Here is a 25,183-nt window from a genome sequence, read left to right as displayed (position 1 = left end):
CCCCCCCCCCCCCCCCCCCCCCCCCCCCCGCGTCCGGGGTCGGGCGGGCGCGGCGGCGGGCCGGCCCGCGTCCGGGGGCGTCGAACGGGCGCGACGGGCCGGCCCGACCGCGCCGCAACCCTGTTCCACGGGACTTCGACGAATCGACACGTTGCGATGTCAAGGCGACCCGCCTAAGCTGCCGTGCATGGGAGCGCTCCCGAGCCCGTGGGCAGGGCGTCTCCGGGAGCTTCTCCGACCGGGCACCCCACCCCCACCACCGATCGGAAGCGAAGGCCCCCACATGAGACTCCTTCCGCGCCTGTCCCGGCGCAACCTGGTGATGGCCGGCGCGGTCGGCGCGCTGACCGTCGCGGCGTCGGCCGCCGTCCCGGCCCCCGACGCCCAGGCCGCCACCGGATGCGCCGTCACCTACACCGCCAACACCTGGGCCGGTGGCTTCACCGCCAACGTCACCATCCGCAATCTGGGCGACGCGGTCGACGGCTGGACCCTCGGCTTCACCTTCCCCGACGCCGGGCAGCGGGTCGGGCAGGGCTGGTCGGCGACCTACAGCCAGACCGGCGCCGCGGTCACCGCGCGCAGCATGAGCTGGAACGGCGCGCTGGCGACCGGCGCGTCGACCAGCATCGGGTTCAACGGCACCTGGACCGGCGGCAACCCGCCGCCGACGGTGTTCACCCTCAACGGCACGCCGTGCACCGGCACGACCACACCGACCACCCCGGCGCCGACCACCCCGGCACCCACGACCCCGCCGCCGACCACGCCGCCGCCCACCACCCCGCCGCCGGGCGGCCAGACCCCCGTCGCGATCAACGGCCAACTGCGGGTGTGCGGGGTCAACCTGTGCAACCAGTACGGCCGGCCGATCCAACTGCGCGGCATGAGCACCCACGGCCTGCAGTGGTTCGCCCACTGCTACAACGACGCCTCGCTGGACGCGCTCGCCGACGACTGGCGGGCCGACCTGCTGCGCATCGCCATGTACGTGCAGGAGGACGGTTACGAGACCAACCCGGCCGGGTTCACCAACCAGGTCAACGCGCTCGTGGACGAAGCCGAGCAGCGGGGCATGTACGCGCTCGTCGACTTCCACACCCTGACGCCGGGCGACCCGATGTACAACCTGGACCGGGCCAAGACCTTCTTCGCCGCGGTCTCCGCCCGCAACGCCGCCAAGAAGAACGTCATCTACGAGATCGCCAACGAGCCCAACGGCGTCAGTTGGGCGACCATCAAGAGCTACGCCGAGCAGGTCATCCCGGTCATCCGCGCCAACGACCCGGACGCGGTGGTCGTCGTCGGCACCCGCGGCTGGTCCTCGCTGGGCGTCTCCGACGGCTCCAACGCCAACGAGATCATCGACAACCCGGTCAACGCCGCCAACGTCATGTACACGTTCCACTTCTACGCCGCGTCGCACAAGGACAACTACCGCGCCGAGGTGGAGCGGGCGGCCGCCCGGCTGCCGCTGTTCGTCACCGAGTTCGGCACGGTGGCGTACACCGGTGACGGCGCGGTCGACGTCGCCAGCAGCACCGCCTGGCTCGACCTGCTGGACCGGCTGAAGATCAGCTACGCGAACTGGACCTACTCGGACAAGGCCGAGGGCAGCGCCGCGTTCCGGCCGGGCACCTGCGCCGGCGGCACGTACGCCGGCACCGGCGTGCTCAGCCAGTCGGGGGCCCTCCTGCGGGACCGCATCCGCACCCCGGACAACTTCCCCACCGCCTGACCGGCCCGTCCCGACCGCGAGGCCCCGCCCCACGCCGGCGGGGCCTCGCCGCCGACAGGATCCGTTCCGCAGGGGGCGCCGGCTCCGGCCGGGTGCGCCCGGGCAGACTTGCCGCATGTCCTCGACGATGCTGGTGGTGGGCCCGGAGCTGGCTGCCGCCCTGGTGGCCCTGGCCGTGGTGGCGGCCGTGGTGGTCAGGGTCGGCGGGCTCGGTCAGGGCCGGCAGGTGCTCATCGCCGCGGGCCGCGCCGCCATCCAGTTGGCGGCCGTGTCGTTGCTGATCACCGCCATCGTGGTGTCGCTGTGGGCGACGGCCGCCTTCGTCGTCCTGATGTGCGTGGTGGCGGCCGCCACCTCGGGTCGGCGGATCACCGGCGGCTGGAACTGGTGGGCCGGTGTGCCGATCGCGGCGGGGAGCATGGCCGTGGTGGCGGGGCTGCTGGCGGGCGGGCTCGTGCCGCTGCGGGGGATCGCCGTCATCCCGGTGGCGGGCATCCTCATCGGCGGGGCGATGACCGCGACGTCGCTGGCGGGTCGGCGGGTCCTGGACGAGCTGACCGCCCGCGGGGGAGAGGTGGAGGCCGCCCTGGCGCTGGGACTGGCGCCGCGGGACGCGGTGCTGCTCGTGTGCCGCCCGGTGGCCGGGCAGGCGCTGGTGCCGGCGCTGGACCAGACCCGCACGGTGGGCCTGGTGACGCTGCCGGGCGCGTTCGTCGGGGTGCTGCTGGGCGGCGCGAGCCCGCTCACGGCCGGGATCACGCAGCTCGTCGTGCTGGTCGGGCTCCTCGCCGTGGAGGCGGTCGCGGTCCTCCTCACCGTCGAGTTGGTGGCCCGTGGCCGGCTGCGCCCGGCCCGGCCGGAGCTGCTCCCGTTCGACCTGCGCAGGGAGGGCGGCGGCCGGCGGGTCCGGACCGGGCTGCGTCGGGGACGGCCCGGACCCGCCGGCCGTCAGACCGGCACGGGGTGATCCGACTCGAACCGGGCCCGGGTGAGGAACGCCAACCGGGCGCGCTTGTCGGGCATGTCGACCTCGTCGCCGAAGGTGAAGCCCTCCCGCTCCAGTCGGTCCAGCGCGCGCTGGTTGCGCACGTCGGGCTCGACCACGATCCGCTGCCGGGTGGGGTCGCTGAACAGGAAGCGGGCGAGGGCCGGGCCGACGGCGGTGGTGAGGCCGCGCGGCGGATGGTCACCGGGCGCGAGCAGCAGGTGCATCCCGACGTCGCCGGGCCGGACGTCGTAGCGCTCGCCGACCGGGTCCGCCGCCGGTTCGTAGGTCTGGAACAGGCCGATCGGCGCGTCGTCGAGCATGATCAGGTACGCGTGGTGGGTGGCGAGCCCGTCGACGAACTCGTAGATCTCCCGCACGTCGTCGACCGAGTACGACCCCATGCCCCAGAACGACGCCCGGGGCTCGGTCACCCACCCGTGCACCAGCTCGGCGTGGCTCTTGGGGTCCAGCACGACGAGCGACAGCTCGCCGAATCCGGAAATCTTCTCCTGGTACGTCATGGTGCGTCTGCTCCTGGTTCCGGGGTGAGTTCTCGCCAGTCGGTGACCACCGGGGCCAGTTCGCCGCCGGCCCACAGTGGCAGTTGGTCGTCGAAGTGCGGGTCGCCGGGCCGCCCGGAGGCGCCGAACGGGACGATCCAGCGGCTGTTCGCGCGGTCGGTGAGGTCCCACACGTAGCGGGCCACCGGGCCGCGCCAGCACGCGTCGGACACTCCGGGGACGCTGGAGGTGGCCAGCACGCACTCGGTGTCGCCGGCCAGCGCGACCCGCGCCCGCATCGCGCGTACCGCCGCGTCGACCGCCGGCTCCACCCCGAGGTGCACCGGGTGCAGCACGTGCCGACCGCCCCACGGCCCGGGCGGGTCGCCCGCCGCGACGTCCGCCAGGGCCTCGGCGGCGGCCGGGTCGACGTCGCCGCCGAGGCGGTGCAGCCCGGCGACCACGCCGTCGAGGGCGTGGCCGATGCGCGACAGCGGGTCGGTCCACGGCGCGAACAGTGCGTCGAACGCGCTCGGGGCGTGCAGCGGGCGCAGGCACGGATGGTCGTGCAGCCGGCGGACCAGGGCCGCGCGCCAGGCGGCGAAGGCGCCGGCGTCCGTGCTGTCGGCCCGCATCCGCCCGTCCCAGGCGATCAGCCGCTCCCGCAGGCGCCGCGCCGGCTCGCCGAGGCCGTCGGGGTCGAGGCGAGCTAGCACGCCGCGCAGGGTCGCGGCCTCCAGCCGGGTGTCGGTGTGTACGGCCTCCGGGCCGGCGCCGTCGGCCAGCAGGGCGCGGATGCGGCGGGCCCGGTGCGGCGGGGCGAAGTCGGCGCCGAGATCGGCGGTGTCGGCGCGGCGGTCGTTGGCGCAGACCGCGACACCGGAGACGGCGGTGCGGCGCGGTGGCGCGTAGCTTCCGTGCCACCGGTAGCGCGGGTCCCAGCCGGGCACCGGTTCCCGCCGGCACCGCTCGTCGCGGATCGGCACGAGCCCGGCGACCAGTTGGGCCACCGCCCCGTGCCGGTCGGCGACGAGGACGCTGTTGACCGGCTCGACCCAGTCCCGCAGCGCGTCGGCGACGTCGCCGACGCTGCGCGCCCGCAGCAGCGGAAGCAGCGCGTCGAAGCCGAGGCGCCCCTCCACCCGGCCCGGCGTGCGCAGGCTGATCGCCTCGCCGGTGCCCCGGTCGTGGTCGACGACCGGCCCGCGGGGCGTCTCGATCACCTCGACGGACTCCGGCTCGCCGCCGCGCACCGCGATCCGCTCGACGTGGCGGTGCGCCGGCACCCAGCCGTCCGCGTCGCGGACCAGCACCCGGTCGCCCTCGTGGCGCAGCTCTTCCCGGTAGAGGTCCTGGTAGTCGGCCATCGCGTTGGTGACCGCCCAGGCCACCTCGCCCGCGTGCCCGAAGTGGGGCAGGCCCGGAACGCCGGGGAACGCGAAGCCGAACACGTCGAACTCGGGGCAGGCGAGGCGCACCTGCTGGTAGATGCCGGGCAGTTCGAGGATGCGGTGCGGGTCTCCGGCGACGACCGGCGCCCGGCCGGTCACGGGGTCGCCGGGCACCGCCCAGGCGTTGCTGCCCGACCCACCGGGGCCCTCGACGGCGAACAGGCCGGTCGCCGCCGGGCCGAGGGCGCCGGCGACGTGGGCGTGCCACAGCTTGTTGGGGAAGGTGGAGAAGAGCACGTGCTGGACGAGGAAGACGCCGAGCGGCGACCACGGCCGCCAGGGGCCCGGCGCGCAGCCGACCGCCGCGAACTCGGGCGCCGCCGCGGCGCCCGCGGCGAGCCCCTCGTTGACGCCGTCGACGTAGGCGGTGACCCACCGGCGGGTGGCGGGGGCGAGCCCGTCGAAGCAGCGCCGCGCGGTGTCGTCGAGGCGGGCCCGGCGGGCGAACCTGTCCCAACCCAGCTCGGCGGGGCCGACGTGCTCCGCGAGGCGGCCCTCCGAGCGCCACCGCTCGACCTCGATCTGCCAGGCCCGGTCGACGGCGGCCACCCGCCCCTGGAGTCGGGCGAGGTCGTTGACGGTGTCGGCGCGCAGGTGCGGGATCCCCCACCGGTCACGATAGACGCCGGTCATCGCGGCCCTGGTCGCACGGGCGGCCGTACCGCCTGCCACAGGAACATCAACTTAGGTTACCCTCCCCTAACTGAGGCAGACCTTACCTGGAGGGGTGCGTGAAGCGAAACTGGGAAGCCCTGGTGCTGAAGGCGATGGGCGGCCGCGACTTCCGGCTGACCGTGCTCGGCACCGAGTCGGTCGGCGGGAACTACCGCCGGCTGCGCATGGACGGCGGCGGGCTGCTGGAGGCGTACGGCGTCCACCCCACCATGTGGGTCCGGCTGTGGTTCGACAACGACGGCCGTCCGCACCAGCGCGCGTACACCCTCGTCGACCCGGACCCGGCGACCGGCCGGTTCGACCTGGAGTTCGCCATCCACGACGGGTGCGCCGCCCGCTGGGCCGCCGCCGCCAAGCCGGGCGACACCATCGACGCCACGATGCAGGGCAGCGCGTTCAGCCTGCCGGACCCCGCCCCGCGTCACCTCTACCTGATCGGCGACGCCGCCTCGCTCCCGGCGGTGAACAGCCTGCTGGACGCGGCCCCCGACGTCCCGGCGACGGTCTGGCTGGAGTACGCCGACGAGGGCGAGAAGGCCCTGACGCCGCGCGCCCGGGACCGGCACGAGGTCACCTGGGTGCCGCGCCGCGACGGCGGGCGGCACCTGGTCGACACCGTCTGCGCCGCCCTGCCCGCCGCCGACGACGCGCACTACTGGGTGGCCTGCGAGGCGGCCAGCACGCGCGGCATCACCAAGCACGTGCGGCGGACGCTGGGCGTCGGCAAGCACCAGCTCACCTCGCTCGCCTACTGGAGCGCGCGGTGAAGGGTCGGCTCGGCACGCTCACCACGCTCTACGTCACCCAGTACCTCGGCGTCGGCTTCATCACCGTCGGGTTGACCGCCATCCTGCGCGACGGCGGCACGTCCCTCGACACGCTGGCGCTGCTGCAGTTCGTCGGCCTGGTCTGGCCGGTCAAGTTCCTCTGGGCGCCGATCCTCGACCGGTACGGCTCGCGCCGGCGCGGGCACTACCGCTCCTGGCTGCTGGTGCTGCAGGCCGGCCTGGTGCTGGCCCTGCTGGCCCTGCTGCCGTTCGGTCGCCCGGCCGAGCAGCTCGGCCCGGTCGTCGCGATCTGCGTCGCGTACGTGTTCCTCTCCGCGACGCAGGACATCGCCGTCGACGCGGTCGCCGTCCGGCTGCTGTCCGAGCGGTCGCGGGGCGCCGGCAACGGGATCCAGGTCGCCGCGAGCTACGCGGGCAACCTGCTCGGCGGCGGCGCCTGTGTGATCGTCTACGACCGGTTCGGGTGGGTGCCCGCCATCCTGCTGCTGGTCGCGCTGACCGCCGTCGGCCTGCTGGTGGTGTGGCGGTTCCGGGAGCCCGCCCGCGTGGACCGCGTCCGCACCGGCCAGGCGTACCGGGCGCTGCTGTCCGTGTTCGGCCAGCCCGGCTGCCGGTGGTGGACCTTCGCCGTGGTCCCGCTGGTCTACACCGGAGCCGGTGCGGCGTACGCCCTCGTCACGCCGGCCCTGGTCGACGCCGGCTGGTCGCTGGGACGCATCGGCGTGGTGACCGGCGTGGTCACCAGCGCGCCGGCCATCGTGGCCGGTCTGCTCGCCGGGGCCGGGATCGGCCGGTTCGGGCGCGCCGGCGTGCTCGTCGCCGGGGGAGCGGCGTTGGCCGTGTCCACGGTGCTGCTGCTGCCGCTGATGAACGGCCGGGCCCCGCTCGGCGGGACCGTCGCGGCGTTGTGCTGCTTCATGGCCGCCTACACGGTCGCCAACGTCGTGCTCTACACGGTCAACATGGACTACTCCCGGCCCGGCACGGGCGGCACCGACTTCACCGTGCTGTCGTCGTTCGGGCTGGTCTGCTCGTTCGTCGCCGCCTCCCTCGCGCTCGCCGCGGCCGACCTGATCGGCTACCCCTCGGTCGCGGTGGCCTCCGTCGTCCTGGTGGCGCTCGGCGTCGCGACGGGTGTGGCGCACCAGCGGCGGTTCCGGCGCCCCGCCGGGGCGACCCCCGCAGACCGGGTGTTGGCGACCGCGCCGAACTGAGCGAGATCGATATGACACGGCAACAATGTTGACACGAACTTAGGTTAGGGTAACCTAAGTTCGCTCGATCACCGGATCACGTGCGGAAGGCGACGTCCACCGTCCCCCGCCACCGTGTCCACTCCCGACCGTTGAGGACCCGCATGAGCCTGCCCGGATCCACCGTCCAGGCACCGTCGACCGGGGTGACCCCCGGCACCGACGGCGCCCGCGCCCACCTGTTCACCGCCGGTTCGGTCGAGGACTATCGGCGCGTGCTCGCCGCCGGGATCGACCGGGTGGCGACCCGGGTGGCCGGCGCGGACCGGCCGTTCACGGGGGTGACACCGGACGAGCTGGCGCCGCGGATCGCCGGCATCGACCTGGACCGGCCGCTGGGCGACACCGGCGCCGCGCTCGACGAGCTCCAGGACGTCTACCTGCGCGACGCCGTCTTCTTCCACCACCCCCGCTACCTGGCGCACCTCAACTGCCCGGTGGTGATCCCCGCACTGCTCGCCGAGGCGGTCCTCAGCGCCGTCAACTCCTCCCTGGACACCTGGGACCAGAGCGCCGGGGGCACGCTGATCGAGCGCCGGCTCATCGACTGGACGGCCGAGCGGATCGGCCTCGGGCCGGCCGCCGACGGCGTGTTCACCAGCGGCGGTACCCAGTCCAACCTGCAGGCGATGCTGCTGGCCCGCGAGGAGAGCTGCGCCCGGGAGGTCGGCCGGTCGACGGGGCGCCCGGCACGGCCGGAGCTGCTGTCCCGGCTGCGCATCCTCACCTCGGCGGCCGGCCACTTCAGCGTGCAGAAGGCGGCCAAGCTGCTCGGCCTCGGCGCGGACGCGGTGGTCACCGTGCCCACCGACGGCGACCGGCGGATGCGTACGGAGGAACTGGCCCACGAGATCGACCGCTGCCGGCAGGAGGGGCTGGTGGTGATGGCCGTGGTGGCCACCGCCGGCACCACCGACTTCGGCACCATCGACCCGCTGCCGCGGATCGCCGACATCTGCGCGGCCGCCGGCGTCTGGCTGCACGTCGACGCCGCGTACGGCTGCGGGCTGCTGGTGTCGCCGACCCGGCGGCACCTGCTCGACGGCATCGAGCGGGCCGACTCGGTCACCGTCGACTACCACAAGTCCTTCTTCCAGCCGGTCAGCTCCAGCGCGCTGCTGGTGCGCGACCGGCGGGTGCTGCGGCACGCCACCTGGCACGCCGACTACCTCAACCCGGCCCGCATGGTCGAGCAGCGCATCCCCAACCAGGTCGACAAGAGCCTCCAGACCACCCGCCGCTTCGACGCCCTGAAGCTCTGGCTGACGCTGCGGATCATGGGTCCGGACGCGATCGGCGCGCTCTTCGACGAGGTGGTCGACCGCGCCGCCGACGCCTGGCAGATGCTCACCGGGGACCCCCGCTTCGAGGTGGTCACCCGCTCGCAGTTGAGCACCGTGGTCTTCCGCTACCTGCCGACCGGCGCCGGCCGGGACGTCGTCGACGACGCCAACCTGTACGCCCGCGAGGCGCTGGCGGCCTCCGGCGCCGGGCTCGTCGCCGGGACCAAGGTCGACGGCGCGCACTACCTCAAGTTCACCCTGCTCAACCCCGAGACCACGCTGGACGACATCGCCCACGTCCTCGACCTCGTCGCCGAGCACGCCGGCTGGTACGCGCAGACCAGGGCCACCGCCGAGCTGTCCTGCCCCGTCGGCTGACGATCCACCCCCCGCCTTGGAGAACCACATGTCGACGTACGACTTCATCGCCGTCGGGCTGGGCCCGTACAACCTGGGCCTGGCGTGCCTGACCGAGCCGATCGACGACCTCGACGGCCTCTTCCTGGAGGCGCGGGAGAGCTTCAGCTGGCACCCCGGGATGCTGCTGGACTCCACCCGCCTCCAGACGCCGTTCATCGCCGACCTGGTCACGCTCGCCGACCCGACCTCCCCGTACTCCTTCCTGGCCTACCTCAAGGAGTCGGGGCGGCTCTACCCGTTCTACATCCGGGAGAGCTTCTTCCCGCTGCGCAGCGAGTACGACGACTACTGCCGCTGGGCCGCCGGCAAGCTGCGCAGCGTCCGGTTCGGACAGCAGGTCACCTCGGTCGAGTTCGACCCGGCCGACGAGCACTACGTCGTGCGGGCGACGGTGGCCGCCACGGGGGAGCAGGTCAGCCACCGGGCCCGGCACCTCGTGCTCGGCACGGGCACCCCGCCGCACGTGCCCGACGCCTGTCGGGAGCTCGGCGGCGACGTCGTGCACAACTCGCGGTACCTGGAGCACCGGGCGGCGCTGCGCGCCAAGCGGAGCATCACCGTGGTCGGCAGCGGGCAGAGCGCTGCCGAGATCTACCACGACCTGCTCGGCGACATCGACAGCGGCGGCTACCAGCTGAACTGGGTCACCCGGTCGCCGCGGTTCTTCCCGCTCGAATACACGAAGTTGACCCTGGAGATGACCTCGCCGGACTACGTGGACTACTTCCACGCCCTGCCGGAGGCGACCCGCTACCGGCTGGAGTCCGCGCAGAAGGGGCTGTTCAAGGGCATCAACGCGGACCTGATCAACGACATCTACGACCTGCTCTACGCCAAGAGCATCGGCGGCCCCGTGCGGACCCGGCTGCTGACCAACACCGCGCTGACGACCGCCGCGTACGACGAGGCGAGCGGGACGTACACGCTGGGGCTGCGCAACGTCGAGCAGGACCGCGACTTCACCCTGGCCACCGAGGGGCTGGTGCTGGCCACCGGCTACCACTACCGCGTCCCCGAGTTCCTGGAGCCGGTGCGGGACCGGATCCGCTGGGACGGCCACGGCCGCTTCGACGTGGCCCGCAACTACAGCATCGACCACACCGGCCGGGGCATCTTCCTGCAGAACGCCGGCACCCACACGCACAGCATCACCTCGCCCGACCTGGGCATGGGCCCGTACCGCAACTCGTGGATCATCCGGGAGATGCTCGGCCGCGAGCACTACCCGATCGAGAAGCGCATCGCCTTCCAGGACTTCGGCGCGCCGGCCGGGGTCGCGTCGTGACCGACGTGGTCTACCGCCGCGTCGACGACCGGCTCGGCGAGTTCGCCCTGCGTGCCCTCGACCCGGACGCCGACGCCCCGCTGCTGCACCGCTGGGTGACCCACCCGAAGGCGGCGTTCTGGCTGATGCAGGACGCCGACGTGGCCCGGGTCGCCGAGGAGTACGGGCGGATCGCCGCGCACCCGCACCACGACGCGTTCCTCGGCCTGCACGAGGGCCGGCCCGCCTTCCTCGCCGAGCGGTACGACCCCGCGCACGTCGAGCTGGTCGGGCTGCACGACGCGGTCGACGGCGACGTCGGCATGCACTTCCTCTGCGCGCCCACGGACGCGCCGGTGCACGGTTTCACCCGCGCGGTGATCACCACCGTGATGGCGTGGTTGTTCGCCGACCCGGCCACCCGCCGGGTCGTGGTGGAGCCCGACGTGCGCAACACGGCGGTGCACGCCCTCAACGCGGCCGTCGGCTTCACCGTCGTCGGCCGGATCGCCAAGCCCGAGAAGGACGCGCTGCTCAGCGTCTGCACCCGCGCCCAGTTCGAGGCCGCGACCGGCGCGACCCCCACCCCTCCCGTCGCAACCCGAGGAGACCTGCCCGAGTGAACCCCTCCGCATCCGTGGCCCACCTGACGCCGGAGAGCTGGGCCCGCGCCAACCGGCTGCTGGTCCGCAAGGCCCTGGCCGAGTTCGCCCACGAACGGCTGCTCGCACCCGAGCCGGTCCCCGCCGGGCCGGACGGCCCGACGACGGGGCAGCGCCTCTTCCAGGTGCGCGGCGACGACGGCGAGGTGGTCTACCGGTTCAGCGCCGACCTGCTGGCCCTGGACCACTGGCGGATCGACGCCGACAGCATCACCCGGCACCGTGGCGACGCCGAGCTGCCGCTGGACGCCCTGGAGTTCTGCCTCGACCTGCGCGGCGCGCTGGGCCTCAGCGACGAGATCCTCCCCGTCTACCTGGAGGAGATCAGCTCCACCCTGGCCAGCACCGCGTACAAGCTCGACAAGCCGGCGGTGAGCGCCGCCGAACTCGCCCGGGCGGACTTCCAGACCATCGAGACCCAGATGACCGAGGGGCACCCAGGCTTCGTCGCGAACAACGGCCGCATCGGCTTCGGCATCGACGAATACCGGGCGTACGCCCCGGAGGCCGCCCGCCCGGTCCGCCTGATCTGGCTGGCCGCGCACCGCGACCGGACGACCTTCACCTGCGCCGCCGACCTCGACTACGACGCGCTGCTCCGCGCGGAACTCGGCGACGAGACCCTGGCCGCCTTCGCGGGCACGCTGACCGGGCTCGGCCTCGACCCGGCCGACTACCTGCTCATCCCCGTGCACCCGTGGCAGTGGTGGAACAGGATCTCCGTCACGTTCGCCGCCGAGGTGGCGCAGCGCCGGCTGGTGTGCCTGGGCCCGGGGCCGGACGAGTACCTCGCCCAGCAGTCCATCCGCACCTTCTTCAACGTCACCGACCCGGCCCGGCACTACGTCAAGACCGCGCTGTCCGTGCTGAACATGGGCTTCATGCGGGGGCTGTCCGCCGCGTACATGGAGGCCACGCCGGCCATCAACGACTGGCTCGCCGACCTGATCGCCGGCGACGAGGTGTTTCGGCGGACCGGCCTGTCGATCATTCGCGAGCGGGCCGCGATCGGGTACCGGCACCTGGAGTACGAGGCGGCGACCGACCGGTACTCCCCGTACCGGAAGATGCTGGCCGCGCTGTGGCGGGAGAGCCCGGTGCCCGGCCTGGAGCCGGGCCGGCGCCTGGCCACCATGGCGTCCCTGCTGCACACCGACCGCGACGGCCGCTCGTTCGCGGCCGCGCTGATCGCGCTGTCGGGGCTGGCGCCGCGGGTGTGGCTGCGGCGGTACCTCGACGCCTACCTCACCCCGCTGCTGCACAGCTTCTACGCCCACGACCTGGCCTTCATGCCGCACGGCGAGAACGTCATCCTCGTCCTCGACGGCGGTACGGTCGAGCGGGCCATCTTCAAGGACATCGCCGAGGAGATCGTGGTGATGGACCCGGACGCGGACCTGCCCCCGCAGGTGCGGCGGGTCCGGGCCGACGTCCCGGAGGACATGAAGCTGCTGTCCATCTTCACCGACGTCTTCGACTGCTTCCTGCGCTACCTCAGCGCGATCCTGGTCACCGAGGGCGTGCTCGACGAGGAGACCTTCTGGCGGACCGTCGCCGAGTGCGCCGCCGAGTATGCCGACAGCGTCCCCCACCTGGCCGACCGGCTGCGGCGCTACGACCTGTTCGCCCCGGAGTTCGCGCTGTCCTGCCTGAACCGGCTCCAGCTGCGCAACAACCGGCAGATGGTCGATCTCGCCGACCCGTCGGCGGCGCTGCAACTGGTCGGCACCCTGGTCAACCCCATCGCCCGCTTCGCGCCGAACCGATGACCGTGACCACGGCCGCGCCGGCCGCCCCCCCGGCGGCCGGCGCGGACGGCCGGGTGCGGGGCCGGTGGCTGATCCTCGGCGTGCTCTGCCTCGCCCAGGTCACCGTGGTGCTCGACAACACCGTGCTGACGGTGGCGATCCCGGTGCTCACGACCGAGCTGGCCGCCAGCACCGTCGACGTCCAGTGGATGATCAACGCGTACGCCCTGGTCCAGTGCGGACTGCTGCTCACCGCGGGCAGCGCCGCCGACCGGTACGGCCGCCGCCGGATGCTCCTCGCCGGCCTCGTGCTGTTCGGGCTCGGGTCGTTGGTCGCCGGGCTCGCCCAGAGCAGCGGCCAGCTGATCGCCGCCCGGGCCGGAATGGGGATCGGCGGCGCGCTCCTGGTGACCGCCACCCTCGCGGTGGCGATGCAGGTCTTCGACGACGCCGAGCGGTCCCGGGCGATCGGGCTCTGGGCGGCGGCGAGCGCGCTGGGGTTCGCGGCCGGGCCGCCCTTCGGCGGGCTCGTCCTCGCCCACCTCCCGTGGGGGGCGATCTTCCTGGTCAACGTCCCGATCGTGCTGGTCTGCCTGGTGGCGGCGTGGACGCTGGTGCCCGAGTCGCGCCGTCCGACCGGCGGACGCCTCGACCTCGGCGGGGTGCTGCTCTCCACGGCGGGCCTCACCACGGTCGTCTACGCGATCATCGCGGGGCCGGAGCGGGGCTGGACGGCCACCCCGGTGCTCGGCGCGGCGGGCGCGGGCGTGCTCCTGCTCGCCGCCTTCGTGGCCTGGGAGCGGCGGGTCGCCGACCCGATGCTGGACATGCACTTCTTCCGCAGCCGCCGCTTCGTGGGCGCGGTCTCCGGGGTCGTCCTGATCACCTTCGGCGCCACCGGGGCGCTGTTCCTGCTGACCCAGCACCTCCAGTTCGTGCGGGGCTACCCGGCCTGGGAGGCGGGGCTGCGGATGGTGCCGTTCGCGCTCTCCATCGTCCTGCTCAACGTGGCCGGGGTCGCCGCGCGGGTGATCCGGCGGCTGGGGCTGCCCCGGTCGATCGCCCTCGGGATGACGCTGCTCGCCGGCGGTCTCGCCCTCATCACCCACGCCCCGACGGACGGCTACGGCGTGCTGCTGCCGGGGCTGCTCGTGATGGGCGCCGGTTGCGCCCTGGCCAATCCGGCCATCGTCGAGGCGGTGATGAGCGCGATCCCGCCGGAGAGGGCCGGGGCCGGGGCGGGGGTGGACGGCACCATGACGGAGGTCGGCAGCAGCCTGGGCGTCGCCGTGCTCGGCGCGATCCTGAACGCCCGGTTCGCCGCCCTGCTGCCCGCCGCTCTGGCCGGGGCCGGGTCGTTCCCCGCCGCCCTGGCCGCGGCCCGCACCGAGGCGGAACGCGGGCTCGTCGCCGACGCGTTCCGATCCGCGCTGGAGACGGGCCAGACGGTCGGCGCCGTGGCCGTCTTCGCCGGCGGCTGCGTCGCCGCCGCGCTGTTGCGCCGCGCCGAGCGGACCGGCTGAGCCCGCGTGCACCGCCATGCCCGGCGGCGACACCGCCGCGCGGGCCGCGTGGGCATGCCCGGCGGCGTCGACTTGGCGGCGTCGGGCCCGGCGGCGTCGGACGTGGCAGCGTCGGACGTGGCGGTGCCGGGCCCGGCGGCGTCGAGCTTGGCGGCGTGGGCGCGTCAGGGCCGGCGGAGTGTCCGCAGCGCGCCGGCCCAGGCGACGACCTGGTCCAGCATGGTGCTGACGGCCTCCTCGTGGTGCGCCGCCGGCCGGAAGTCCCGGAAGTTCACGAAGTCGGCCGTCAGGGAGAGCGCGACCTGCGACCGGACGTCGGCAACCCCGAGCTGCCCGAGCACCAGCCGCAGGTGCTCCGCGGCCCGGGTGCCGCCGTGCACGCCGTAGCTGACGAGACCGGCGGACTTGTGCTGCCACTCCTGGAAGAGGAAGTCGACGGCGTCCTTCAGCACGCCCGGGATCGAGTGGTTGTACTCCGGGGTGACGAAGACGAACCCGTCGAACCGGCCGATCGTCGCCGCCCACCGGCGTACGGCCGGACGCGTGGACGGCGCCATCGACGGGGGCAGCACCTCGTCGAAGTGCGGCAGGCCGTAGTCGGCGAGGTCGACCAGTTCGGCGGTGAGGTCCCCCCGCTTGGCGGCGAGGTCGCGCACCCAACGGGCCACGACGTCCGCCTTGCGTCCGGGCCGCGTGCTGCCGACGATGACACCGATCCTGACCATGGTTGATCTCCTCTACGGGGTGGGGACAGCAGGGGCGGGGAGCGGCGCGTCGGTCAGGCCCCGGGCCAGTTCCACCGCGCCGTGCAGGGACGACAGGCCACCGAGGGCCGCGGGGAGCACCGCCGGCGCCGCACGTCCGGGCCGGCCGGCCGAGCGGACCCGTTCGGCGACGAGCGGGACGAAACCGGGCAGCCCGGCGGCGAACCCGCCGCCGACGATCGCCACCGCCGGATCCAGCAGTTCGCCGAGGCTGACCACCGCCGCCGCGAGGGCGCGGCAGCTCGCGTCGACCGCGTCGACCGCCCAGGCCCGGCCGTCGCGCAACCCGTCGCGCAGGTCGTCGAAGCCCACCTCGGCGCCCCGACCGTCGGCTGCCCGTCGGAGGGTGGCCGGACCGGAGGCGACGGACTGGAGGCAGCCGCGCCGGCCGCAGTCGCAGCGCGGGCCGTCGAGGGCGACGACCATGTGCCCGACCTCCGCCGAGGACCGGCCCGGCACCGACCGTCCCGCCAGCACCACGCCGCCGCCGATCCCGGTGCCGACGCCCAGGTAGACCACGTCGTCGCGGCCGGCGCGCCGGGCCTCGGCCAGCGCGGCGAGGTCGCCGTCGTCGGCGACGGCCGTCGCCGCGTCGGGGAAGAGGTGGCGCAGCGCGCCGGCGAGGTCCAGGCCCGCCCAGCTGGGCCGGCCGGGCCATGTCGTGACCGCGCCCCCCGGATCCGTGGTCGCCGGCATGGCCACCCCGACCGCGCCGACCGGGCCCCACACGTCGCGCAGCCGGGACACCTCGGCGGCGAGGGCGGCCAGGTCCGCCACCGCGTCGGCGCCGTGCGGCCAGCGGAAGACCCGGTCGTACGCCGGCCGGCCGGCCGCCTCGGCGCGCAGCGCCACCTTGGTGCCGCCCACGTCGATGCCGAGCACGCCGTCGCGCCGAGCCGGGTCCGGCATGCCGGCCTCAGCCCTGCCGCAGGTGCAGGTACGCCAGCGCCAGCGCGGCGACGGCGAAGACGACCGGCGTCAGCGTCATGGCGGCCGGGTCCTTGGCGCGGGCGTGGTAGACCACCGCGCCGACCATCTGCAGGGCGAGACCGACCGCCGCCGCGACGCCCAGCGGCGCCCAGAGCAGCCCGAGCAGCAGCCCGGCGACCGCGGCGAGCTCCAGCACCCCGAGCCCGCGGGTCAGGCCGGGGGAGACGCCGAGGTGGGCCATCCGCTCGCGCATCTGCGCCTGCCCGGTGAGCTTGGGCACGGCGGTGCCCAGGAAGACCGCGGCGAGGACGAGGGTCAGGACGATGACGGGAATGCGCACGTGAGGTCCTTCGGGGAGAGTCGGAACGTGCGGACGACCGTACCGGCGCCGGGTCGGCGGCGTCGGACGGTTGCGTGCCGGGTCCTCACCGGACGGTCGCGACCAGGGCGCGGGCGGCCAGCCGGTAGCCCAGCGACCCGAGCCCGACGATGACCCCGCTGGCCAGCGGGGCGATGACCGAGTCGTGCCGGAAGCTCTCCCGGGCCCAGACGTTGGACAGGTGCACCTCGACGAAGGGCCGGGGGTAGTTGGCCAGCGCGTCACGCAGGCTCCAGCCGGCGATCATCAGCGCGCCCGGGTTGACGATCGCGCCGACGGTGTCGTAGCGGCCCTGGATCGCGCGGATCAGGGCGCCCTCGCAGTCGTGCTGCTCGGCCACCACCCGCCAGCCCCGCGCGGCGACCTCCTCGCCGACCGCCCGTTCGATGTCGGCAAGGGTGTCGGTGCCGTAGATCTCCGGCTCCCGCCGGCCGAGGATGCCCAGGTTCGGGCCGTTCAGCAGCAGCACGTCCGACACGCTTCACCTCGCGGGGCGCGGCCCTGTCCCGACAGGACCCGATGACTGGTCCTCAGAAGTCTTACTACGCGGGCGGCGTCGGGCGACCCGGCGACGGCCCCGCGGCGGGCGGAGTAAGGGGTGCGTAGGGGCTGTTAGGGGCGGTGACCCGGCGTGCCGTTCGGTTACCGTCCTCCCTGCTGAAGCGATGCCGCCGGCACCACGGGGGCGTCACCTACCTCGATCCGGCCATCCGACGCCCCCGGACCGCGTACCGGCGGTCCCGGTCGTCGCGCCCGATGTCCGGCGAAGCCCCTGGTCTGCCCGAGTTGGGAAGTGGGAAGTCATGAGTGGTCAGCCCTCGACGGTGTCGGAATTCCCGGAGTGGCCGCAGTACGGCGACGAGGAGCGCGCCGGACTGATCCGCGCCCTCGAGCAGGGCCAGTGGTGGCGGATGGGCGGCAGCGAGGTCGACTCCTTCGAGCGGGAGTTCGGCGCCTACCACGGCACGCCGCACGCGCTCGCCGTCACCAACGGCACCCACGCCCTCGAGGTCGCCCTGGAGGTGCTCGGCGTCGGGCCCGGCACCGAGGTGATCGTCCCCGCCTTCACGTTCATCTCGTCCTCGCTGGCCGCGCAGCGCCTCGGCGCGGTCGCGGTGCCGGTCGACGTCGACCTGGACACCTACTGCGTCGACCCGGCGGCCGTCGAGGCCGCCATCACGCCCCGCACGAAGGTGGTCATGCCGGTGCACATGGCCGGCCAGTTCGCCGACATGGACGCGCTGAGCAAGATCACCGCCGACGCCGGGGTGGCGCTGCTCCAGGACGCCGCGCACGCCCAGGGCGCCCAGTGGCAAGGCAAGCGGGCCGGGGAGCTCGGCTCGGTGGCCGCGTTCAGCTTCCAGAACGGCAAGCTGATGACCGCCGGCGAGGGCGGCGCGGTGCTCTTCCCCGACGAGGAGCTGCGCGAGCGGGCGTTCCTCGTGCACAGCTGCGGGCGGCCCCGCACCGACCGGGACTACCTGCACAGCACCACCGGCTCGAACTACCGGATGGGCGAGTTCACCGCCGCCGTGCTGCGCGCCCAGCTCTCCCGGCTCGACGCGCAGATCGCGGTGCGCGAGCAGCGTTGGCCGCTGCTGGCGAGCCTGCTCGCCGAGGTCCCCGGCGTCGTCCCGCAGGGCACCGATCCGCGTACCGACCGCAACCCGCACTACATGGCGATGTTCCGCGTCCCCGGGATCACCCTCGAGCGCCGCCGTGCCGTGGTGGACGCGCTCATCGCCCGGGGCGTCCCGGCGTTCGTCGCGTTCCGGGCGATCTACCGGTGCGAGGGCTTCTGGAAGGCCGGCGCCCCCGACGAGTCGGTCGAGGCGATCGCCGCCCGCTGCCCCAACGTCGAGCAGATCCACGCCGACTGCATCTGGCTGCACCACCGTACGCTGCTCGGCACCGAGCAGCAGATGCACGACATCGCCGCCGTGCTCGCCGACATCCTCGCCGGATGACCACCCTGCCCCCGGCCACCGCGCCCGACCGGCCGGTGCGCGTCGCGGTGGCCGGCCTCGGGTGGGCGGGGCGGGAGATCTGGCTGCCCCGGCTCGCCACGCACCCGGACTTCGCGGTGACCGCCGTGGTCGACCCGGAGCCCGGCGTCCGCGACCGGGCCCGCGACACCCACCGCGTCCCGGCCGCGTACGCCGACGTCGACGAGCTTCCGGCCGGGGCGGCCGACCTGGTGGTGGTGGCCGTGCCGAACCACCTCCACGCCGCCGTCGCCGCCCGGCTGCTGCGCCGGGGCGTACCGGTGTTCCTGGAGAAGCCGGTCTGCCTGACCTCCGCCGAGGCGACCCTGCTCGCCGAGGCGGAGCGGGACGGCGGGGCGGTGCTGCTCGCCGGCAGCGCCGCCCGCTACCGGGCCGACGTCCGCGCGCTGGCCGAGGCGGCCGGTGAGCTGGGCCCGATCCGGCACGTCGACGTGGCCTGGGTCCGTGCGCGCGGCGTGCCGGACGCCGGCGGCTGGTTCACCCGGCGCGACCTCTCCGGCGGGGGCGCGCTGGTGGACCTCGGCTGGCACCTGCTCGACACGGTGCTGCCGTTGCTCGGCCCGACCCGGGTCACCCACGCCATCGGCAGCGTCTCCGACGACTTCGTCAACGACGGCGCGGCCCACGCCGCCTGGCGCGGCGACGCCGCCGCCGGTCGCCGCGTCCCCGGAGACGTCGAGGACACCGCCCGGGGCTTCCTGCTCACCGCCGACGGTTCCTCCGTCGCCCTGCACGCCTGCTGGGCGTCGCACGAGTCGCTGGACCGCACCACCATCACCGTGCACGGCGCCGCGGGCTCGGCGACGCTGCGCTGCACCTTCGGCTTCAGCCCCAACCGGGAGCCGACGCCGGTGCTGACCCGCACCCGCGACGGCGAGACCGTCCGGCTGCCGCTGCCCGAGGAACCGATCGGCGCCGAGTACGACCGGCAGCTCGACGCCCTCCCCGGGCTGCTCGCCGACCCCGCCGGCCGGGGCGCCGCCGTCGCCGAGGCGCGCCGGACCATCGACGTCATCGAACGGATCTACCACTCCGCCCGGCCCACCGAGCCGGAGCGGCAGCACGCGCTGGCGGGCCGTCACGACCGGTGAGAACCACCGTCGACCCCACTCGCTTCCGGGAGCAGCCATGAGCCATCCACCGTCCACCGTCGAGGTGACCCCGCAGTCGCCGGTCCGCGGCCCGATCCGCGCGGTCGTGTTCGACCTCGACGGCGTCATCGTCGACAGCTCGGCCGTCATGCGGGAGGCGTTCAGCATCGCGTACGCCGAGGTGGTGGGGGACGGGCCGGCGCCGTTCGAGGAGTACAACCGGCACATGGGCCGGTACTTCCCGGACATCATGCGGCTGATGGGGCTGCCGCTGGAGATGGAGGAGCCGTTCGTCCGGGAGAGCTACCGCATGGCGCACCTGGTGCCGCTCTTCCCCGGCGTCCGGGAGACCCTGGAGACGCTGCACGAGCGGGGCATCCGGATGGCGATCGCCACCGGCAAGGCGGGCCCCCGGGCCCGCTCGCTGCTCGACACGCTCGGCGTGCTGGGCCTGTTCGACCAGGTGATCGGCTCCGACGAGGTGGCCCGCCCGAAGCCCGCCCCGGACATCGTGCTCCAGGCCCTCGGTCACCTCGACGTGCCGCCGGGGCAGGCCATGATGGTCGGCGACGCGGTCATCGACCTGCTCAGCGGCCGGGACGCCGGCGCGACCGCGGTCGCCACCACCTGGCACGGCGGGGACGTCGCCGCGCTGCTCGCCGCCGGTCCCGACCTGGTCCTGCACGCCCCGACGGACCTGCTCGCGCACTGCCCCGCCGTCCTCGTCCACTGACCCGCACCGGCGGCACCCGGTCCCGCCAGGGGTTCGCGCGGCGCACGTCACCGTCGCCGCGCGCCGCCCGCCCACGGCCGTCCGTAGGCGACGGGTGCACCATGACCGGGTGAACTTTCTGGAGTTGCAGCAGCGCCTGCGCGCTGCCGGCCACGACCCCTTCCAGGTCTACGCGGGGCACTACGACACGCTGCGCAGCCAGGTTCCCGCATCGAGCAGGTCGACGTCGGTCTGCTACGGCGCGTGGAACCTGCTGGTCGAGGACGGCCGGTACACCGTCACCGTCCGCGACCCGAACCGCCCCGCCCGTTTTCCCCCGGACACGCACGGCCCGGAGCCGGTCGTCTTCGCCAGCGAGCAGGCCGCCTGCGAGGAGCTGTGGGCCATCGCCAGCAGGCTCGATCCGCCCGGCAGCGTCCGGGCGGTCACCGTCGACGAACTCGATCCCGTCGCGGGCGACTGGCTGCGCGAGTGCGGCTGGTGGCCGCCGGCGGAGTTGTACGGCAACCCCTTCGTCGCCACCCGCGCCCGGCAGTCGTACCGGATCGCCCAACGCGACGGCCGGTTCGAGCTGCACCTGCGCGACCACCTCGTGGCCAAGCTCGGCGATCCGGTGCACGCCGCCGACAACCTGGCCGACGTCACCCGGGTGCTGCTGACCGAGGTCGGCAACCGTTCCGCCCCACGCCCGCTGGGCTGGCCGAACGTGGTGTTCCGCATCGGCTGGGCCGACGAGGACGATCGCGCCGCGCTGCGTGCCCTCGACCTCGCGGCGATCACCCGGGCGTATCGCACCGAGCGTCCCGACCCGCCGCTGCGGATCATCTCGGAGGGGCCCGACCTGTCCCTGGTCACCACCGACCTCCTGAGACGGGCGGAGCGGAGCGGCCATCCGCTGCTGCGGTTCGTGGGCACCCGCGAGTCGGCGGCGTTCGGCACGGACGTGCGGTACGTCATCCGGCGGCACCACGAGCCGCTGCGCTACACCCTCGACCGCTACGGTGAGCGGCAGAACCACGCCACCACGGTGCTCACCGCCGAGGACCTGGCGCCGATTCACGAGTACCTGCGGCAACGCTTCCGGCGCTGACGACCCACGACCGGCCGCCACCGGGCCCAGAACCCTGTCTCGGCCTTCCGCCACACCCGGTCCGGGCTCTGCCGCCGGGTCTGCTTGACGGGCCGGTCGCGGTGTCTGCGGGGCCGCTCAGCGCGCCCCGGCGGCGGCCCCCGGTCCGGCCTGCAGGAAGCGGAGCATGCCGGTGGTCAACATCTCGGCGACGGGGGCCGGGACCAGGTCGGTGCGGACGGTGACGCGCAGGAGCGCGTCCCCGTCACCGGGAAGCACCTCGACGAGGCAGGCGCCCGACCACTCCCGGGCGTACGGCTCGACGACCTCCTCGGTCCGGCAGCCGGGCAGTTCCAGCGGAAGGACGACGTTGTCCTGGTAGGCGAAGGTGGGCAGGCTGTTGGCCACCTCGCGGGACATGTCGACGGCCGGGTCGGCGGTGCTCTCCAGGAACGGGATGTCCTGGGCGGCCATCAGCTCGTCGATGCTCTGCTGGACGGCCCGCACCAGGTCCTCCTCCGGCCCGTCGAACCGGACCCGCAGGCAGTTGGAGTTGATCCTGCTCGTGAAGGTGGAGTCGAGGACGCGGCTGCCGCGCTGGGCGACGATCATCAGCAGGCCGATGTCGTCCTGCTGGTGGATGGCGCGCAGCGCGGAGGCGTAGGCGGCGGCGAAGTAGGCGGAGCGGCTGAACCGGTGTTCGCGGGCGGCGCGGTCCCAGCGGCCCAGCACGTCGGGGGTGACGGCGACGGTGTGCCCGGTCCTCGGCCCCCACGTCGGGGTCTGCTCCAGGAGCGCCTGGGGTCGGCCTTCACCCTGCCGGGGGAGTCCGCGTAGCTGCTCGCGCCAGTAGGCCCGCTGGGTCTCGAGGTCGGCGGCGTCGCGGAGGCGGCTGTACTCGTCGTGGAACTGCCGCAGGGTGGGCGCGGGCCGGTCCCAGGTGGGGGCGTGGCCGCGCAGGCGGGCGGTGTAGGCGTGGCTGAGGTCGCGGACGAGGAGCGCGTGTGACCATCCGTCGAAGGCGATGTGGTGGATGCCGACGCCGAAGAGGGTCCGGCCGCTGGACCTCTCGCGGACGAGGGCGGCGCGCCAGTTGCGGCCCTGGGTGTAGTCGAGCGGCTGCTGGACGGTCTCGGCGAGTTTGTCGAGGGCTTCCCGTTCGGTGGCGGCGTCGGTGAGCAGTCGCAGTTGGGGCATGCCGGGGTTCGGCGGGATGACGGCGACCGGCGGGTTGACGCGCCGGTAGCGGGCGTGCAGTGCCTCGTGGCGGCGGTGCACGTCGCCGAGGGCGGCCATCAGCGCCCGCAGGTCCGGCTCCCCCTCGATCCACCAGGTGGTCGGGCAGACCAGGTCGAAGGGGAGCCAGGCGAACTTGGCCACGGAGAGCGTCAGCGGGACGGGGCCGGACGGGTCGGGGCGTCCGGCGACGGGCGGCTCCGGCCGGGTCCGGGCGCGGCGGGGCGCGGTGGTCAGCCACCTGGCCAGTTCCCGTGGGGTGGGGGTGCGGTGGATCTGGGAGACGGGTACGACCACGTCGGCGGCTTCGTCGATGGCGGTGGCGACCGCGGCGGACTGGAGGGAGGTGCCGCCGAGGTCGAAGAAGCTGTCGCGGGCGCCGATGCCCTCGACGCCCAGCACGGTGGCGAACACGCCCGCGACCAGTCGTTCCTCGTCGGTCGCGGGTGCGACGTGGTCCACGCCGAGGTCGGGGCGTTGGGAGCCGGGCTCCGGTAGCGCCCGGCGGTCGATCTTCCCGGTGCCGCCGACGGGGAACCGGTCGAGGACCATGATCACGGCCGGGACCATGTACGGGGGCAGGGCGGTCGCGGCGTGTGCGCGTAGCTCGCTCACGACCGGGGTCCGGCCGTCCCGTCCGGTCACGTAGCCCGCCAACCGGGCGACACCCTGGTCCTCCCGGCGGACGACCACGGCCGTGCCGACGTCGGGGTGCTGTTCGAGGACGGCTTCGATCTCGCCGAGTTCGATGCGGATGCCGTTTACCTTCACCTGGTGGTCCATGCGGGCGAGGATCTCCAGCGCCCCGTTGGCGTTCCACCGGCCCAGGTCGCCGGTGCGGTAGGCGACCCCGCCGCCGTAGGGGTCGGTGACGAACCGTTGCGCGGTCAGCTCGGGGCGGTGCAGGTAGCTGTCGGCGACGCCCTCCCCGGCGATGAGGATCTCACCGGGGACACCCATGGGGACGAGGTTCAACCGCGCGTCGACGACGAGGATCTGCCGGTTGGGCATGGGCCAGCCGATCGGCACGTACGCGCCGCCCCAGCCGGCCCTGGCGTCGTACCAGGTGCAGGCGACGGACGCCTCGGCCGGGCCGTAGGCGTTGATCAGGCGGGCGCCGGCGGCCAGCCAGCGTTGGGCCATGCGGGGCGGGACGGGTTCCCCGGCGAGCGTCACGCAGGACATGCTCGGGCAGTCGGCGGGGTCGACCGCGGCGAGGTTGGTGGGTGGGCAGAACGCGTGGCTGGTCCCCTCCTTGGCGATCAGCTCCGTCAGCCGGCGGGCGTCGAGCAGATCGTCGCGGGAACAGACCACGACGCGCGCGCCGGAGGTCAGCGCGGTGTAGATCTCGCCCAACGCCACGTCGAAGACGGGGGCGCAGCAGTGCAGCATCCGGCTGTCCGGGCCGACCTGGCACTCCTCGCGCATCCAGCCGAGGAAGTTCGTCAACATGGCGTGGGTCAGCACCACGCCCTTCGGCTTCCCCGTCGAGCCCGACGTGTAGATCACGAACGCCGGCCGGGAGGCGTCCACCGCCGGCAGGTCGACCGGTTCGGTGGCCGCCACCGCGGGCCAGTCCTCGTCCAGGGCGATCACCCGTACGCCGTCGGGCCGGGGGACGCGTGGGGCGACCTCGCCGACGGTGAGCACGACCCGGGCGCCGTGGTCGGCCAGGAGCATCCGCATCCGCTCCGCCGGCCACGACACGTCCATCGGCGTGTACGCCGCCCCCGCCCGCAGCACCGCCAGGGTGGCGACGAGGGTCCACATGCTGCGCTCCAGCGCCAGCGACACCACGTCCCCGACGCCGACGCCGACTGACCGCAGGTGACGGGCCAGCAGTTCCGACCGGTGTGCCAGTTCCCCGTACGTGACGACCTCGTCGCCGGCGACGCCCGCGACCGCGTCCGGTGTGCGGCGTGCCCACGCCAGCACCAGGTCGTGGATCGGCTCGTCCGGCACCGGCCGGACCGGGCCCCGGCCCCACACGAGCAGCCGATCGCGATCGGCCGCACCCAGCAGCGGCAACTCCGACAGCGGGACCTCGGGTTCCCGCGTCCCGGCCGACGCCAGCAGGACGGTCTGGTCCAGCAGGCCCCGCACCCAGTCGGCGGAGAAGCCCTCCGCCGCGTAGTCCACCCGCAGCCCGGACCCGTCCGAGGCCACGGTCACCACCAGGTCGACGTCCACCATCTCCGGGCCCGCCCCGGCGACCGGGCCGTCCACCAGGCCCACCGCGACCGGACCCAGCACACCCGCGCCCGCCACCGGCGCGGCCCACGCCGCACCCACCCGCCGCACCAGCACACCGAACGCCGGATCGTCCGCGACACCGACCCGCACCACCGACCCGCCCGACGACACGCCCAGCGCCACCTCGTCCTGACCGGTGTGTCGGGCCAGCACTCCGACGACACCGGCCAACAGCACCACACCGGCCGGCTCGGGGCCCGTCGGGCCGGCCGGCGCCACCGTCCGCGACTGCGACGCCGCCCGGGCCGGCCACACCAACGGCCGCCGCAGGTCCGCCGACAGGTCGAGGGTCTCGATGTCGGCGCCGGGCCCGGCGACACCCGCGGCCCCGGCCGCACGATCAACGATCCCGACAGGCATGAGCGAACCTCCGATCAGGGCCGGCGCCACCTGTTCGGGTACGGCCGGTCAGGACATCAGGAACACCGG

The 25,183-nt window shown here is 74.2% G+C and carries 20 protein-coding genes; 13 read left to right on the top strand and 7 right to left on the bottom strand.

The genetic code is table 11. The features are described 5' to 3' along the window. Window positions 1-283: 283 nt before the first annotated feature. Together ACSNOB_RS11600 and ACSNOB_RS11595 are read left to right on the top strand one after the other, a co-directional pair. Window positions 284-1,738 carry a cellulase family glycosylhydrolase gene (locus ACSNOB_RS11600; RefSeq protein ID WP_436686673.1) on the top strand — a complete coding sequence of 485 codons (1,455 nt, stop codon included), beginning with the start codon at window positions 284-286 and terminating at the stop codon, window positions 1,736-1,738. 115 nt (window positions 1,739-1,853) lie between these two features. After that, a complete protein-coding gene (locus ACSNOB_RS11595; RefSeq protein ID WP_436686672.1) occupies window positions 1,854-2,705 on the top strand; it encodes an ABC transporter permease in 852 nt (283 codons plus the stop codon). On the opposite strand, the gene ACSNOB_RS11590 is transcribed toward ACSNOB_RS11595, so the two are convergent. Next, window positions 2,687-3,247 (bottom strand): GNAT family N-acetyltransferase, encoded by a 561-nt coding sequence (locus ACSNOB_RS11590; protein ID WP_436686671.1) that lies wholly within the window; start codon window positions 3,245-3,247, stop codon window positions 2,687-2,689. The two genes, ACSNOB_RS11595 and ACSNOB_RS11590, sit on opposite strands and share 19 nt — an antisense overlap. Then, window positions 3,244-5,310, bottom strand: coding sequence for a penicillin acylase family protein (locus tag ACSNOB_RS11585; protein ID WP_436686670.1), 2,067 nt, complete (start codon window positions 5,308-5,310; stop codon window positions 3,244-3,246). Before ACSNOB_RS11585 ends, ACSNOB_RS11590 begins: the two co-directional genes overlap by 4 nt. 98 nt (window positions 5,311-5,408) lie before the next feature. Here ACSNOB_RS11585 and ACSNOB_RS11580 point away from each other — a divergent pair, with 98 nt between their 5' ends. From ACSNOB_RS11580 to ACSNOB_RS11550, 7 genes are all read left to right on the top strand, one after another. Next, window positions 5,409-6,119, top strand: a complete 711-nt coding sequence (locus ACSNOB_RS11580) for a siderophore-interacting protein (protein ID WP_393112086.1) — start codon at window positions 5,409-5,411, stop codon at window positions 6,117-6,119. Beyond that, window positions 6,116-7,354 (top strand): MFS transporter, encoded by a 1,239-nt coding sequence (locus ACSNOB_RS11575; RefSeq protein WP_436686669.1) that lies wholly within the window; start codon window positions 6,116-6,118, stop codon window positions 7,352-7,354. Before ACSNOB_RS11580 ends, ACSNOB_RS11575 begins: the two co-directional genes overlap by 4 nt. Before the next feature lie 143 nt (window positions 7,355-7,497). Beyond that, a complete protein-coding gene (locus ACSNOB_RS11570; protein WP_436686668.1) occupies window positions 7,498-9,054 on the top strand; it encodes a pyridoxal phosphate-dependent decarboxylase family protein in 1,557 nt (518 codons plus the stop codon). Between the two features lie 28 nt (window positions 9,055-9,082). Continuing rightward, entirely contained in the window at window positions 9,083-10,381 is a 1,299-nt protein-coding gene (locus ACSNOB_RS11565; protein WP_393112092.1) for a lysine N(6)-hydroxylase/L-ornithine N(5)-oxygenase family protein, read from the top strand. 5 nt (window positions 10,382-10,386) lie between these two features. Next, the gene (locus ACSNOB_RS11560) at window positions 10,387-10,983 is read left to right on the top strand and encodes a GNAT family N-acetyltransferase (RefSeq protein WP_436686674.1); all 597 of its coding nucleotides are present in this window, start codon (window positions 10,387-10,389) and stop codon (window positions 10,981-10,983) included. Then, entirely contained in the window at window positions 10,980-12,791 is a 1,812-nt protein-coding gene (locus ACSNOB_RS11555) for an IucA/IucC family protein (protein ID WP_436686667.1), read from the top strand. The genes ACSNOB_RS11560 and ACSNOB_RS11555 overlap by 4 nt, the downstream gene beginning before the upstream one ends. Further along, entirely contained in the window at window positions 12,788-14,293 is a 1,506-nt protein-coding gene (locus tag ACSNOB_RS11550; protein WP_436686666.1) for an MFS transporter, read from the top strand. The genes ACSNOB_RS11555 and ACSNOB_RS11550 overlap by 4 nt, the downstream gene beginning before the upstream one ends. Before the next feature lie 164 nt (window positions 14,294-14,457). Here ACSNOB_RS11550 and ACSNOB_RS11545 read toward each other — a convergent pair whose 3' ends face one another. The 4 genes from ACSNOB_RS11545 to ACSNOB_RS11530 form a co-directional block, all read right to left on the bottom strand. Further along, the gene (locus ACSNOB_RS11545) at window positions 14,458-15,018 is read right to left on the bottom strand and encodes an NADPH-dependent FMN reductase (protein ID WP_436686665.1); all 561 of its coding nucleotides are present in this window, start codon (window positions 15,016-15,018) and stop codon (window positions 14,458-14,460) included. Window positions 15,019-15,030: 12 nt separating this feature from the next. Continuing rightward, a complete protein-coding gene (locus ACSNOB_RS11540; RefSeq protein WP_436686664.1) occupies window positions 15,031-15,966 on the bottom strand; it encodes an ROK family protein in 936 nt (311 codons plus the stop codon). Window positions 15,967-15,973: 7 nt separating this feature from the next. Then, window positions 15,974-16,327: a DoxX family protein gene (locus tag ACSNOB_RS11535; protein ID WP_436686663.1), complete on the bottom strand. Its 354-nt coding sequence runs from the start codon at window positions 16,325-16,327 to the stop codon at window positions 15,974-15,976. 85 nt (window positions 16,328-16,412) lie between these two features. Further along, window positions 16,413-16,844 carry a type II 3-dehydroquinate dehydratase gene (locus ACSNOB_RS11530; protein WP_393112106.1) on the bottom strand — a complete coding sequence of 144 codons (432 nt, stop codon included), beginning with the start codon at window positions 16,842-16,844 and terminating at the stop codon, window positions 16,413-16,415. A 325-nt stretch (window positions 16,845-17,169) separates the two neighbouring features. Between ACSNOB_RS11530 and ACSNOB_RS11525 the strand changes: the two genes are divergently transcribed. The 4 genes from ACSNOB_RS11525 (at window position 17,170) to ACSNOB_RS11510 (ending at window position 21,286) form a co-directional block, all read left to right on the top strand. Continuing rightward, on the top strand, window positions 17,170-18,333 hold the full coding sequence (locus tag ACSNOB_RS11525; RefSeq protein WP_436686662.1) for a DegT/DnrJ/EryC1/StrS family aminotransferase: 1,164 nt from the start codon (window positions 17,170-17,172) through the stop codon (window positions 18,331-18,333). Then, window positions 18,330-19,463, top strand: coding sequence for a Gfo/Idh/MocA family protein (locus tag ACSNOB_RS11520; RefSeq protein WP_436686661.1), 1,134 nt, complete (start codon window positions 18,330-18,332; stop codon window positions 19,461-19,463). Before ACSNOB_RS11525 ends, ACSNOB_RS11520 begins: the two co-directional genes overlap by 4 nt. Before the next feature lie 37 nt (window positions 19,464-19,500). Next, window positions 19,501-20,196: an HAD-IA family hydrolase gene (locus ACSNOB_RS11515; RefSeq protein WP_436686660.1), complete on the top strand. Its 696-nt coding sequence runs from the start codon at window positions 19,501-19,503 to the stop codon at window positions 20,194-20,196. A 109-nt stretch (window positions 20,197-20,305) separates the two neighbouring features. Beyond that, a complete protein-coding gene (locus ACSNOB_RS11510; RefSeq protein WP_436686659.1) occupies window positions 20,306-21,286 on the top strand; it encodes a hypothetical protein in 981 nt (326 codons plus the stop codon). Between the two features lie 117 nt (window positions 21,287-21,403). On the opposite strand, the gene ACSNOB_RS11505 is transcribed toward ACSNOB_RS11510, so the two are convergent. Next, a complete protein-coding gene (locus tag ACSNOB_RS11505; RefSeq protein WP_436686658.1) occupies window positions 21,404-25,114 on the bottom strand; it encodes a non-ribosomal peptide synthetase in 3,711 nt (1,236 codons plus the stop codon). Between the last annotated feature and the right edge of the window lie 69 nt (window positions 25,115-25,183).

It is taken from the genome of Micromonospora sp. URMC 106, from assembly GCF_051386395.1.
Classification (GTDB): domain Bacteria; phylum Actinomycetota; class Actinomycetes; order Mycobacteriales; family Micromonosporaceae; genus Micromonospora.
The sequence above is the reverse complement of the archived record's forward strand: the minus strand, read 5'-3'. Positions and strand labels throughout refer to the sequence as shown.